Here is a 13128-nt window from a genome sequence, read left to right as displayed (position 1 = left end):
AGTCCGAACGATCCATCCTAGTTGAATGTTGTGCGCCGGGAACTGGGGGTGAGAAATTGCCACATGCTAAGGTCTTCGAAGGTGGTAGCTTAGTCTCTAAGGATTACGAGGACTTGAAGCGTCGGTACTTCGGAACAGAGCACGGTAACGTGCTCTTCCTTGACCCTTTCGAAACCGTGTACCTGGCGGAGAAAGGTGAGATCAACCCGGAGACGCCGGAAGGCGAATCCATGAATGTGGAAGAACTGCTTTCCTTCTTCGAACGTAGGAGACCTGGGTTTTTGGCAGGATACGTCGTTTATCGGGATCTCACCGAGCGGGGATACGTGGTGAAGTCCGGGTTTAAGTACGGAGGAAGGTTCCGGGTGTACGAGGAGGACCCCGACCGGGAACACTCTAAATACGTGGTGAGGGTGGTCGAGCCGGACACGGAACTGTCTACCCGTGACGTATTGCGGGCCACACGTTTGGCACATTCCGTCCGGAAGGATTTCGTCCTAGCCGTCGTTGAGGACGTCGAAGAACCACGCATCGAGTATGTGATGTGGCGGTGGAAGAGACTGTAAGGGGGACACTCCCATGGCCGATCAGAAGCCGTACTACGGAGCCTGGCCGTGTCACCCACGAGATCTCGTCGAGGAGGGAGTGACCACCAGCGCCCGGCGGGCGAGAATAATCCTCAGAAAGTACGTCTTGGGACAGAGTGAGGAAGAAATAGCCGAGGAAGAGGGCATCTCACTTAAGTCCGTGAAGTACCACCTAAAGAAGGCCGAGGAAGAAGGCCTCATCGATTACGTGAAGGAAAAGTTCGTGGAGAGCGAATGAGCGGGTGTGAACTCCCATACCCGAGACTTTGATCGATCCCTGGGACGTAGAAGAAGTTGACTACGAACGTCTTACCGAGGAGTTCGGCATTCGACCGATCGACGAGGAAGTCCGAGAGTTACTACCACGGCGATTCCCGCTGCTGGACCGTGGTATAGTCTTCGGGCACCGCGACTACGACGCCTTCCTCAAGGATTACAACGACGGCAAACTCGTCAGCGTCCTCAGCGGAATGATGCCTAGCGGCCGAATGCACCTCGGCCACAAGACGGTCGTCGATCAACTGGTGTTCTACCAACAGGAGATGGACGTCAAGGTGTACATCCCAATTGCCGACTTGGAGGCATACAACGCCCGGAACATGGACCTGGATCGGGCACACAGGATCGCCATCGAAGAGTACGTCCTCAACTACGCCGCGTTGGGTCTCGACCTGGACCCGGATCGATGTGAGATCTACCTCCAATCCGAGAGAAAGACAGTCCAGCGGATGGCACTGTTGCTAGCTGGCCGACTCACGTGGAACGCCGTGAAGAACACGTACGGGTTCACCGGCGAGACCAGCATGGGGCACGCTTTCGCACCGATCGTTCAAGCCGCCGACATACTACACCCACAGGAGATCGAAAGACCACACCGGGTCCTCGTACCCGTGGGTGTCGACCAGGACCCCCACCTCCGGCTGACTCGGGATATAGCGGAGAAGGAGGACTTGATCAAGCCGGCCAGCACGTACCACAGGTTCATGACCGGGCTGACTGGTGGTAAGATGTCAAGCAGTAAACCCAACACCGCGATATTCCTCACCGACGATCCCGAGGCGGCGAAAGAGAAGGTGTGGAACGCGAAGACAGGTGGAGGGGCGACGCTCGAGGAACACCGCGAGCACGGTGGCGACCCTGACAAGTGCGTGGTGTACGAACTCATGGTGTACCATCTAGCAGACCGCATCGGAGGGGATGAAAAGCTACGGGAGATCCGGAAGAAGTGCCGAGAAGGGGACATCATCTGCGGTGAGTGCAAACGGATGGTAGGAGAAGCACTAGCGGAGGTACTGGAAGAACTAGAACGTCGTCGCGAGGACGTTCGAGACGAGCTTCCGGACATACTATCACAGCACCCGGACGCGCCCGAAGTGCCGGAGGACTGGTAGGATGATTCCACCGTTCCAAGCTCTAGTGACATGCCCCGCCGGGTTCGAGTTCCGCTGTGTCGAAGAGCTCGAGGGTATACTGAAAGAAGAGGACCCGTACACGGAGGCGGAGCCCACGTACTTCAAAGGCGTCGTAGTGGTACGATCGGATCTAGAACCGGAAGAGATCGTCGAGATAGTGAAAGATGCGGACACGGATTGGGTGGCTAAGATCGTCCCCATCCACCGAACCGTGCGCGCCGACCTGGACGTGATGAAACGCACGGCCACGATCCTGGCGCGACGTAAGCTGGGCGAAAACACGTCGTTTGCAGTACGGTGCCGAAAGCGGGGCAAACCACCGTTCGGACAGCGAGAGGTCGAGGTGAAGGTAGGTGCGGCGGTACAGGAGGCGACCGGCGCCCCGGTGGATTTGGAGGACCCCGACTACTACGTCTGGATCGAGGTGCTACAGGATACCGCCGGGATCTCGGTAGCCCCTCCGGACCTGATCGTCAGCAAAGAGGTTAAACGGGTACGCAAGTGGAGTCCCGGGATGAGACCTATCTCCAGGGCTCAGCTCAAACTCAGGGAGTTGCTGAAGCGCCATCCGTACATCGTACGGGAAGGTTCCGACGTGATCGATCTCGGGGCCGCACCGGGTGGTTGGAGTTACGAACTGGCGAGGAGGGTAGAGTCAGGGACGGTATACGCCGTAGATCCAGGGGACTTGCACCCGAAGGTTCTCGAGCTAGACAACGTCGTACACCTCAAGAAAAGGGCCGAAGAGCTGACCGAAGACGACATCGAAGGCCGTGTCAGGTTAGTCACGAGCGATCTCAATAGGATCCACACTGAAGCCACCGAAATCACCCTCAGCGTCGCGGACGAATTCCTCGAGCCCGGCGGGTTCATAGTGCAGACGGTGAAGTTGGCCGTCGACCCGTCAACCGGAAAATACGCCGCATCGGACGTGGAGACGGCTGTCTCAGAAACCGAACTCGAATACGAGCGCCGCGGGTACGAGATACTGGCTATCGAGCGCCTGAAACGGAATACACCTAACGAGCGGACTTTAGTGGCTCGGAAGGTGTGATCAGCGTTCCGGCCGACGTTTCGGAAGGTTCAGCGAATGATCTCACTGCGTGGTAGCCACGTAGCGACAGTCTCGGGAAGTTGGGCCCGCGAGGTCTGACTCCCGCTCGACCCGAGAGTCGCCCTATACTCCTCAGCTCCCTAACCTACCTCTGACTTCCTAGTTATCGATTTCCTAGTTTTCGATCGGCGTCGTGAGCGTGGGGTGATAACCCCGCTCGAAGTCGCAGGTGACACGGGGGGTCATGCGCCTGCTGAAAGCCGGTGACAGGATCCACGGACTTGGGTGGGAAGGAAAGGTCACGGCGGTGTTGGACGTGAACGGATGTCGAGTAGTGATCACGAGCTCTAACCCCGAGAACGTGCCGAAGCGCGTCCGAGGTGGGGGAACCGTCTGTGAGCTCGCGTTCCATGACCCAGTCGGTGGGTTCGCGGCATATTGGGTGGAGCCGGGTCACTCGGAGGTAACCGACGTAGGATTACCGGAAGAAGGAACGTGTGCCGTTCACATCGGGAACAGGTGGATACTAGCCGAGGTGTTGGAGGTAGGTCGACGAGAGTTGAGTATCAGAATTCCAAACGTGGCAATCCCAGGACCTGGCGACGCAGGCGCCCCGGTGGCGCAGAACGAGCGGGTAGTGGGCATGCTCTACATGTACTTCCTGGAGGACGATTGCGTGGGTCGCGCCGTCCGGATGGACGTGATCGAAGAGCGAACCGAGCGAGTTCTGAAGCACCTGAGGGGGCGTCAACGTGCCCGTAGTGTTCGACCTTGAAGGCCCGCTGTCCCCGATGGACCACGCTTACGAGGTCATGGCGCGTTGCGTTCCCAACGGTCGGGAGATCTTTGAGGTCATCAGTTTCTACGACGATGTGGTGTACTTCGAGGAGCAGCGGGAGGGATACGAACCGGGAACCACACTGGCACTCATCGTTCCGTTCCTAGTTGTTCACGGCGTCACTGAAGACGATCTTCGAAGGGTTTCGGAAGATGCTACACTCACTCCCGGTGCTCGAAGGACGGTGAGAGAACTCGATGCTACTCCGTTCATAGCTTCCACGAGTTACGAGCAGCATGCCATGCGTATCGCCGGCCTCGTCGGCATTCCACTCGAACACGTGTACTGCACGGAGATGCCGCTAGATGACGCTCCGGAACCCTCAGAAGATGAGCGGCGGCTCGTGCTCGAAATGGAAATGGAAATACTGAGGAAGTTCTACCCGCCGAGTGATGCCGACAAAAAGGAGCTCGTCGAGAGTGTCGACGACTTCTTCGGGAGACTTTCCGAGACCGAGCTCGGGGAGTTCTGCTCTAAAATAAAGGTAGTAGGCGGATCTCGGAAGGCGGAGGTCGTGGAAGAGGTCGCGGACCTAGAAGATACCGACGTTTCCGAGATCGCGTGCGTGGGTGACAGCATAACGGACGTAGACATGTTGAAGTTCGTGAGGGAACGGGGCGGACTGGCGGTAGCTTTTAACGGGAACGAGTACTGTATACCAGAAGCGGACGTAGCCGTCGCGGCACCGTCGCTATCCGCCGTATTGCCGATTCTCAAGACGTTCTTCGAAGAAGGGAAAGACGAGACCCTAGAACTTGCGAAAGAGCTCGAACCGGAAGAGGAAGCGCGAGTACTGAACGTGAACCAGGCACGGCGGCGCGAGCTTGAAGAGTTCATTAGGTACTCCGAGGCGATGAGGGAGCGTGTACGCGGTGAAGCCGGCAAGCTCGGGTGATTTTTTCAGTCACTTTCAGGGCTTTCGGCGTTCGAGCGATACCTTCGGGCCCGCTCCAAGTAATACCGGGCCAACCGTGCGCGGAACTCCCTCAAGTTCAACGGCTTAGGCCGATGATCCTCCATTACGATCGCTCTGTCGGCGGCGGCGGTGAAGTCGTCGAGAACGCCTGTAGCCGCGACGATTGTGACGCCTCGGGATGTGATCTCGTCACGTACCTCCACGAGAGTGCGGATACCTTCAAGTTCCTTGGTAAGAACTCCCGGCACTAGTAGGTTCACGGCGGCCTTGTCCTCGTCGATGAAGAGTATTTTGGCTCCTTCCTCCAGGGTCCGCTGGATCTCCGCGGCCATTTTCATCGAACCGCTGGCGAGGCCACGGACGTTTTCAGGAGTCCCCTCGTATCCGGGCGGTAATTCCCGGAAGAACAGACTCACATCCTCACCGTTCATCCTCTTGACACCCGCCTCGGCCTTGGCGGTGCGCCGGACTGTAATCACGTACTCACGACCGTCCCCGGGCGCATGATCGTCTTGACCCGCTTCCACGGCGTTAATCAGGGTAGTCTTGCCCTGCGCGTTGGCTCCGGCGATGGCGAACAGTTCTCCCTCGTAAATCGGTAGGAAGCGCTTTCGCTCGCCGGTTCGGGGGAGCTCAATTTCCAGCGGAACTAGGTCCGCATCGTGGTCCTCAGGAACCTCGAACGGGATGTGAGGGTCGGGCTTGGGGCCGGCTATGCGGTGGTGTCGACGGACGTCCGTCAACCTGCGAGCGGGTCGTGCCCCATCCCCTATCAAGGATACTACCCGCTTCCCTCGGTGTTCGATCTCACCTCTCTCCAACTGCTCCCGAAGCTCTCGCTGATCGAGAACCACATCACAAGTTCGAAGGATTTCCTTCCGTGGGATCTCCAGTACGACCTCTCGAAGCGCGTCCAAGGCTGCGTATACACCGTCCAGAACGCGTTCCTCAGACCAATCGGGCGGGAACAACATCCGCACCGTTAACAGGACTTCGCGTGACCGGCGCAGGACACGGTTGGACTTTCCCGGCATCCAAATGGGAGGAGTGCGAAAGCCGTGGAGTCGTACGACCGTACAGGGCTCGGTGAGTTTCCGGACCTTTTTATGGTCCAAGAGCTTCCCGGACAACGGGTAGAGGTCCGGTTCCTCGCGCGACCGTCGTTTAATCTCCTCGATGATTGGGTGAGCCGCCGCGTCTTCGGCACCTTTCGGCACTTTCTTGAAATCACGTCGAGACACCCTAACGGGTAGTACTACGCGTACGGCGTCCGATCCGCGAACAGCGTACCACCGGCGTCCCCTGGACCTGTTGGTCATCCGCCTAGGACACCATCGCACACCCGTAGGCAACTGCAACGTCCGGATTTTCTCTTCGAGTCCTCTCATAAACGAGTCATCCCATGAACAACAGCGTCTTACTTTCCAGCTCCGCTTTCCCTCGGCTGAACATCTTCATGCCCTCGCGCATCAGGCGATAAGCCAAATTAACGCGGTGGAACGCCTCTCCGACATCCCCTTCGTCGGCCGCCTGGACGCCCAGCTTGAACTCCTTTAAAGCCATCTTGTAGTGACTCACGCCCTCGTGCATCAGCTTCAGTGACTCCCTTATCTCGGGATCGGCCGTCGCTCCGATCACATCAAGGGCTCTGTCGAGATGATCGACGGCCGCTTCTATCGCATCGACGGCTCTGGCGTAATGGACGTACGCTTCGCGAAGGTCTTCCAGTATTCTTGGGGCGTTAACGGAGAGGGCTAAGAGTCCGGCACCCCTAGCCGCGTTGACGGTGGCGGATACCTCCTCCATCAGTTCGTCACCTTTCTTCTTCTCCTCGAGGGCTTTGTGTGCTAGCTCCGTAGCCGCGTTCAGCTCCCTCCATGCCTCCGGTAAATCCGCAAGTACGTCCCACTGGACCGAAGCCGCGAGCAATGCCAGGCATAATACGGACGCCGCCGCGTAGATCCTCACGTTCACATTGGATCCCCCTCTAAATCGAGACCAGGAGGGCTCCGATCAACCCTCCTATCACCGTCGCCCACTGCGCCGCCGGTCCGGAATGAATCCATCCGCACACGATCTCCGCGACGAGAACACTCAAAGATCCCAAAATGAACCCTGCCACGAGCACCGACGCGGCATCACCGAGTGCTGACCGAGTAACCTTCAGGAGCGCCGGTTCGTGGGTACTTTCCCCACCGCGCGGTTCCTTGAACCTCAGCTTGAAAACCACGTAGTCGAGGACGTCGGACTCCTTGGTCGGATCCCGAAGCACGGCCACGAGATAGTACTCATCGCCTATGCTCAGTGGGTTAGGTCCTTCACCGACCCTAACTCGGAGATCGGCACGAATGGTACTATTAGGTTCGGGATGATCGATCTCGACCCCTTTCTCAGGCTTTAGTTCGTACTTAGGCGGCACCACCAACCACGACGGGAAGTAAAGCTCCACGGCGAGTCGCTCAGGGGGACGCGGACCAGTGTCGAACTCCACCGTCACGGTGAACTCACCTTTCGTCTGGACTTCTGGAACGTGCTTCAGGCCCGAGGTCTCGATCTGTTTCGTGTCGATACCTTGGCCGAAGCAGGTGGCATCGTGCCCCTCGATGTAAACGTTGAGAATGTGCGGCCGGCTCTCGTCGACTGGGTCTAGGCGTTCTGCAGCTGCGATGGTCATTAGGGTCGTGGAAATTATGAGCAGCGTTAACGTTCGATACATGCTGGCTCCCCCGGGGAGTGGGCGATGTGTCGCGCAAAACGGAACTTGAAGAAATTTTTAGCCGCATGTTGCACGATCCGGACGACGACCCCTCGGAGTACGTGATCTACGTCATCGATCGTGGATCCTCGAGTGGGCTCCGTCGGATCTGGGGAGATGAGATTCAAGACGTTAAAAGGGGTTTTTTAGTGCTGTGGAACGCGGAGATTCCAGTACATCGGGTAATTCGGGTGGAGCGCGGTGGTAGGGTTATTTGGGAACGCGGGCGGCGAGCCCGTGGTCGTCGATGAAGGGCAGAGCTGCCACGGCTCCTATCCGCCCGCGCTCTCCGTCCCCGATCGAGACGACCTCGATCTCACATATCTCTACCACTTCATCGACCTCCTCCCGGCTAACGATCCGACGCTTGGCGGCGTCCCCTAGATCTCTCAGTTCCTTCGGGAACTCTAACCTGTCCCAGAACGCCGCACATGTGTGATCGGAAAAGGACACTTCCTTCAGCATCTTCAGGAACTTCCTCTTGACCTTCTCTACGCGTTTCGGCGGCACCCCGAGCTCTACAACTACCGCCGCACAGTTTCGAGTTCGGTGGGGTGTCTTAGGGTACAACTGCACTATGACGTGTCGGGAATAGAAAACCCCTGCCTCGTCCTCCAAGCGGTGACAGATCACGTCAACCGCCGACCAAGTAGCGCCTTCCTCCTCGGTGTCCGTATCATCGACCCCGATCACTAGGCGTCGTAGCTCCGGCGTTACCACCGTCGCCCGACCCAGTCGGGATCCTCCTCCTTCCTCATGAATCTCGACCCGAGAAACACCCTCGGCGCATCCCCGGGATAGAGCGGCACCGACACCGGCCCCGGCGAGCCCCGCATGAGTCACCCGGACCTCGCCGTCCCGCACCTCTACGCTCTCCACACCCGCGGCCCGTACACCCGATTCAAGGTTCAGCGAGGTCTCCCCGACCCTCAGCAAGAAAAAGTGGCGCTTACCCTCCCTCCAAGCTTTCTCTACCAGCGGGCTGGTGGCTTCGTAGTTCCTTATCACCCACTCGGCGCCGACAGGTGTTGGATGGTCCTCGACCAAGAGTACGCGTCCCCTGTCCTCGTCGGTGAGCGTGGCGATCCTCTCGTACATGGTCACCCAACCTTTCTCCGAACACTTACGATGGACCTCCTCTGGACTTAGCGACACCAATGTGATCACCCACCGAGGGGATCGTGAGTTGGCTATCGTACGGAAGTTCGACCCGAACAAGTGGGTGTTAGTGCCCACCAGGCACGCCTTAGAACGACTCAGGAAGAGGGAACTGTCGCCGTCAGCCGACGTCCCCGAAGCCGTCCACGCACTCAGGAGGTTAGCTTCGGCCGCTAAAGTGCTAATAAAGAACGACGTATGGATTGCGGTGGGAACCGAAAGGGTACTAGTGCTCTCCGAGATGAGAACCGTGCCGCTAGAGAAGTACCAGGACGAGCTGAAGCGTCATTTGGACAGATTACATCCCGCTTACACCGTGTATGTGATCACTGCGGAGGGATGTCGCCCAACCTCGGCAGGTCGTCTGGATGTCGATGATCTAGCGACAGAGTTCGAGTACGCCCGATTCTCGGGAGAAGCGCGCACATTGGTGCTCGTCCGAGAGGATGAAAGGGCGTTAGCGGTCGTTACGGTACGTCCACCGCGAAAGAGGGAAAGAAAGCTCATCGAATGACCCGCTCAAGTAGCTTGGCCACGAGCTTACCTTCTCGCTCGTCCCGGGCGGTGGTCACCACGAAAATCTCCTGGGTGGCCGCCCCTTCGGAGAGGAGTAGTTTCACGTTACCACTGCCACTGACCCGCGACACCTTCAGTCGAACTCCCCCACCTCCACGCGATCCTTTAGCTCCTATACGACCCGGGATCACTTTCTTGACGTAGGGTACGGAAGCTACCTTGAGTACGAGTTCCCTCCCACGCCGACCACCGATGATCGTCGAGTGACTACCACCTAGCTTACGCTCCGGTGGTTCTTCGACGCGGTCCAGCCGCCGGTCGGCTCGAAGCTCGGCCTGCAGAGACCTTACAACATCGTCGAAATCGTCCCTCACCGTGCGAACGGTTACTCCGGATATCCGCTCCACGATTTCGACTATCCACGGTGGGGTGCAGACAGCCGTCGCGGCGTGTGGTGCCGCTGAGTGGAGAAGCTCTCCTAGTCTCTCTGCAAGGTTTCGAAGCATGATCCCGTCCGGATCTCCTTGAAACGACTGGCGGATTGTGTGAACGTCGCTCTCGTTGACGAACGCTACGACGTACCTGACATCCTTCGGGTATACTTGAAACGCGGCGACTTCGAAGGACGGTTCCCCGCAACGGAGACATTTAAGAGGTAATTCGACGGGGTATCCGCAGCGCCGACACCTCGTCACGTTACCCACCCTCGCATCGGGGGCTGTTCTAGGCCATGATCATGGAGATACTTAACAAGCACAAGGAAAAGTTGGTGAAACTCAGGGTGTTCAGCCACGGTGACCGCATGATACTCTCAGCTCGGTTCTCGGCGGACGACTTCGACGAGGCGTACGAGATGCTTCAGGAGATTATGGAAGAGGAACCCGAGGTAGTCTCCCTAGACTCGGACAGGGAGTTCGGCTACGCGGTGACGTTGATGGAGGACGTTACTGAGGAGTACCAAGAGATCCGGGAGCGCGTCCACGAACTCATGCGTGAGCTCGTAGAGGGAGGGGAAGGGAAGGAGGAGTTCCCACTCCCGATTTTCGAAGCTTAACGACCTAAGAGCCTGTGCGCTTTACCCAGATGTCCTGCCGCCAGTGCAGCTACGAGTGACAGCTCACCCGCTAAGACCGCGGCGGCGACCACTTCGGCGAACTCTTTAGCGTTGACACCGGGCGGGTCTCCCCCACCAGCCACACCGAGGATTTCCAGACACTCGCGCTGCGTCTCCACTCCGGTACCCCCTCCAACCGTCCCTACGTTCAAGCTGGGAATCGTCACACTGGCGTACAGATCACCGTCCTCCGTGACCTCCATCGTGGTGTACCCAGTTGACCCATCGACAGCGTGCGCCTCATCCTGGCCTGTAGCGATGAAGATAGCGGCCACAACGTTCGCGTGATGCGCGTTGAACCCGATGTTACCGGCGGCCGCGGAACCCACCAGGTTCTTCCTGTAATTGACCTCGGCCATAGCTTCCGGAGTGGTCTTAAGCTTCTCCTCGACTATATCGCGCGGGACTTCGACTTCGGCCACCACCGTTCGACCTCGGCCCAGTACGTTGTTGAGCCACGAGGGTTTCTTGTCCACACAAACGTTCCCGCTTATCGAAACGCACTTCGCGTCCTGATACTTCTCCTCGATCCAGTTCACAGCTTCCTCGGTGGCGATAGTGACCATGTTCATACCCATCGCGTCCTTCGTATCGAACTCGAACCGGAGGAATACGTGCCTACCAACCACGAATTCCTGAATATCGAGCAGCTCACCGTGACGTGTGGTACTCTCGGCCACCTCTTTGATCTCGTCGAAGTGCTTACATACCCACTCGCAGAACTCCAACGCCTCACGAGCGGACGGCAGTTTGAACACCGGAGCACGCGTCATTCTGTCTCTCACTATCCTCACGTGGGCACCGCCTGAATCGGTGATAGTCGAACAACCTCGGTTGACGGAGGCCACTAACGCCCCCTCAGTCGTCGCGAGCGGTACGTAGTACTCCCCCTCTGCGTACTCCCCGTGCACTAACAGCGGACCTGCGACACCGACCGGTACCTGAACGGCTCCGATCATGTTCTCGATGTTCTTGTCCATCGCACGGTTCGCGTCGATAGTGTACTCGCCGAGGTGCTTGAGCTCCGCGCCGGTCAACCGCTCCAGCGCACGACGTCGAACTTCTGTGGCTACCTCACTATCACCGTCGGTATACTTCTCCACTTCGTGGAACTTGATCTCACCTTCCACTACCTTGCTCACGAGCTCCTCGATCTTCTTCTCATCCACGAAGAACAGCCCCCGACGGACACTCTGGGACGGAGCCTAAAAGTAGCTCGAAGCGTATCCGGGTCCGACACCGGTCCCTACGCCATTTGCCACGATAGTCTCGGCGATCTCCGCTAGTTGGTCACGTAACTACAATATCACGTAACAGTGTCGCCACCCGTCGGTGGAGTAGTCCGGCACGTACACTCGGCGGGAACTGAGTGAAGGCCCTGATGATAGGGCGAATAATTCGCAGCCGCTTCAGGAGCGAGACGGTGATGGAGTCCTCGCGCAGGCAGCTCATTCGCCGACAGTCGACTTGAGCCCGCCGCGTGTCCCCCGACCACGTCTCGCGTCCCATGGAGCGAACCTACGTCGAGGGTGGGAAACTGAACGCCGATGTAGCCGTGGCCTCGTAAGTAGACGTTCCCTTACACCTTCAGATCGAGGCAGAGACCCGGTTGAATCCGTTGGCACCACGATCCCGGTCTTATCATCCCTTGCTACCGAATCCAGTTAAAACATCCGAGGAGGGCTCCACGGAAATCATCTCACTATCTAAACCACATCCACACCCGAATCCGTAATTAGCTTGAGAAACTCCGAAGCTCCAACAACAACTTTAACACTACATCGGAAATAATAACCCTGGCTTTGATGGTTGACTCACAAACGTATGCCTTAAAATTGTCGTCTATTAAGTCCTCTCTAGCCTCGTCGATCAGCGGAAGGGATTCCGGATATCGGGTTCTTTCGATCTCTCGCTCAACGAGCGCCGCGGCGTCGTCCACGAAGCCAAAAATTATGGTATTCGAACTTGCCACCAACGCCACTCCCGATATTGGTAACTCCGCATGCGCACGCTCCGGATTGGACGCCGGCACTTTGTGCTATCATAGCCGAATCCGTCTCGTCGGTCGACGGTGATGGCTCGGCACACGTCCCGACGGTACCGTAGGTCAAGGTACCACCAGTCGAGATAGAGGGTCGGAACGTATGCGATTCGCGGTTCAACCCGGGGGAGAGCCTTTGACGGTGCTTTCGGACCGGGACATCAAGCGGGCTCTGAAAGAGGGCGATATCGTCGTGAAACCACTCGAGGAGGAGTATCTCGAGGAAGCCCTTGGACCGGCCAGTCTGGATCTGCGCTTAGGCAACGAGTTTGTGGTGTTCAAGACGCTCCATAAGCCCTGCATAGACCCAACTGTCGACGCCGGTGAGAACACGGAGCGGGTAGTGATCGATGAAGACGAAGAGTTCGTGATCAATCCAGGCGAGCTCGTGTTGGCCGTCACGCACGAGTGGATCGAGATCAACGCACCGGACATAACCGGAGTCCTTCACGGACGCTCGTCGTTGGGCAGGCTCGGAATACAAGCCCACGTCGAGGCCGGGTACGTGGACCCTGGGTGGCGTGGGCGGCTGACGCTAGAACTGGTTAACTTCAACCCCATGCCAGTCAAGCTGCGTCCCGGCATGAGGGTGGTACAAATAGTGTTCCACAGGCTCTCCAGCCCCGCGGAGCGTACCTATGCGGAGTCCAGTGGTAAATACCACGGGGACGAGAAACCGTCACCCTCTAAGATGCACTTGGACTTCTGTCGCGGATAACAATCGATCTTCGGGCCGT

Annotated in this window: 17 protein-coding genes; 10 read left to right on the top strand and 7 right to left on the bottom strand. The window is 58.0% G+C overall.

Going from position 1 to position 13128, the window contains the following annotated elements:
• Positions 1-56 precede the first annotated feature (56 nt).
• From endA to BW921_RS03290, 6 genes are all read left to right on the top strand, one after another.
• Positions 57-566, top strand: coding sequence for a tRNA-intron lyase (endA, locus tag BW921_RS03315; protein WP_168168706.1), 510 nt, complete (start codon positions 57-59; stop codon positions 564-566).
• A gap of 13 nt (positions 567-579) precedes the next feature.
• Positions 580-825, top strand: a complete 246-nt coding sequence (locus BW921_RS03310) for a sigma factor-like helix-turn-helix DNA-binding protein (protein WP_088335514.1) — start codon at positions 580-582, stop codon at positions 823-825.
• Positions 826-853: 28 nt separating this feature from the next.
• Positions 854-1978, top strand: a complete 1125-nt coding sequence (locus tag BW921_RS03305; RefSeq protein ID WP_148688561.1) for a tryptophan--tRNA ligase — start codon at positions 854-856, stop codon at positions 1976-1978.
• 1 nt (position 1979) lies between these two features.
• Entirely contained in the window at positions 1980-3053 is a 1074-nt protein-coding gene (locus BW921_RS03300) for an SAM-dependent methyltransferase (protein ID WP_148688560.1), read from the top strand.
• A 244-nt stretch (positions 3054-3297) separates the two neighbouring features.
• On the top strand, positions 3298-3828 hold the full coding sequence (locus BW921_RS03295) for a hypothetical protein (protein ID WP_148688559.1): 531 nt from the start codon (positions 3298-3300) through the stop codon (positions 3826-3828).
• Positions 3806-4786 carry a hypothetical protein gene (locus BW921_RS03290; RefSeq protein ID WP_148688558.1) on the top strand — a complete coding sequence of 327 codons (981 nt, stop codon included), beginning with the start codon at positions 3806-3808 and terminating at the stop codon, positions 4784-4786. Before BW921_RS03295 ends, BW921_RS03290 begins: the two co-directional genes overlap by 23 nt.
• Before the next feature lie 5 nt (positions 4787-4791).
• On the opposite strand, the gene BW921_RS03285 is transcribed toward BW921_RS03290, so the two are convergent.
• From BW921_RS03285 to BW921_RS03275, 3 genes are read right to left on the bottom strand one after another with little or no spacing between them, the layout of a single operon-like run.
• Positions 4792-6195 carry a P-loop domain-containing protein gene (locus BW921_RS03285; RefSeq protein WP_148688557.1) on the bottom strand — a complete coding sequence of 468 codons (1404 nt, stop codon included), beginning with the start codon at positions 6193-6195 and terminating at the stop codon, positions 4792-4794.
• 7 nt (positions 6196-6202) lie between these two features.
• Positions 6203-6781 carry a hypothetical protein gene (locus BW921_RS03280; RefSeq protein WP_148688556.1) on the bottom strand — a complete coding sequence of 193 codons (579 nt, stop codon included), beginning with the start codon at positions 6779-6781 and terminating at the stop codon, positions 6203-6205.
• A gap of 13 nt (positions 6782-6794) precedes the next feature.
• Positions 6795-7523 (bottom strand): hypothetical protein, encoded by a 729-nt coding sequence (locus tag BW921_RS03275; protein WP_148688555.1) that lies wholly within the window; start codon positions 7521-7523, stop codon positions 6795-6797.
• Positions 7524-7549: 26 nt separating this feature from the next.
• On the opposite strand from BW921_RS03275, the gene BW921_RS03270 reads away from it, so the two are divergent.
• A complete protein-coding gene (locus BW921_RS03270; RefSeq protein WP_148688554.1) occupies positions 7550-7813 on the top strand; it encodes a DUF504 domain-containing protein in 264 nt (87 codons plus the stop codon).
• On the opposite strand, the gene mmp11 is transcribed toward BW921_RS03270, so the two are convergent.
• Positions 7773-8717, bottom strand: coding sequence for a methanogenesis marker protein 11 (gene mmp11 / locus BW921_RS03265; RefSeq protein ID WP_148688553.1), 945 nt, complete (start codon positions 8715-8717; stop codon positions 7773-7775). The two genes, BW921_RS03270 and mmp11, sit on opposite strands and share 41 nt — an antisense overlap.
• Positions 8718-8748: 31 nt before the next feature.
• On the opposite strand from mmp11, the gene BW921_RS03260 reads away from it, so the two are divergent.
• Complete coding sequence (locus tag BW921_RS03260) at positions 8749-9234, top strand: hypothetical protein (protein WP_148688552.1); 486 nt, start codon at positions 8749-8751, stop codon at positions 9232-9234.
• On the opposite strand, the gene BW921_RS03255 is transcribed toward BW921_RS03260, so the two are convergent.
• Positions 9224-9931: a DUF2103 domain-containing protein gene (locus BW921_RS03255; protein ID WP_148688551.1), complete on the bottom strand. Its 708-nt coding sequence runs from the start codon at positions 9929-9931 to the stop codon at positions 9224-9226. The two genes, BW921_RS03260 and BW921_RS03255, sit on opposite strands and share 11 nt — an antisense overlap.
• Before the next feature lie 35 nt (positions 9932-9966).
• On the opposite strand from BW921_RS03255, the gene BW921_RS03250 reads away from it, so the two are divergent.
• Entirely contained in the window at positions 9967-10290 is a 324-nt protein-coding gene (locus BW921_RS03250; protein ID WP_088335502.1) for a hypothetical protein, read from the top strand.
• Here BW921_RS03250 and hmgA read toward each other — a convergent pair.
• Positions 10287-11519 (bottom strand): hydroxymethylglutaryl-CoA reductase (NADPH), encoded by a 1233-nt coding sequence (gene hmgA / locus BW921_RS03245; protein ID WP_148688550.1) that lies wholly within the window; start codon positions 11517-11519, stop codon positions 10287-10289. The genes BW921_RS03250 and hmgA overlap by 4 nt on opposite strands.
• Positions 11520-12085: 566 nt before the next feature.
• Entirely contained in the window at positions 12086-12322 is a 237-nt protein-coding gene (locus BW921_RS03240) for a hypothetical protein (RefSeq protein WP_168168705.1), read from the bottom strand.
• 211 nt (positions 12323-12533) lie between these two features.
• Between BW921_RS03240 and dcd the strand changes: the two genes are divergently transcribed.
• A complete protein-coding gene (gene dcd / locus BW921_RS03235; protein WP_236953791.1) occupies positions 12534-13109 on the top strand; it encodes a dCTP deaminase in 576 nt (191 codons plus the stop codon).
• Positions 13110-13128 lie beyond the last annotated feature (19 nt).

The sequence above is a fragment of the Methanopyrus sp. SNP6 genome, assembly GCF_002201895.1.
GTDB lineage: Archaea > JAADCQ01 > Methanopyri > Methanopyrales > Methanopyraceae > Methanopyrus.
This window is presented reverse-complemented; position numbering and strand designations above follow the sequence as displayed.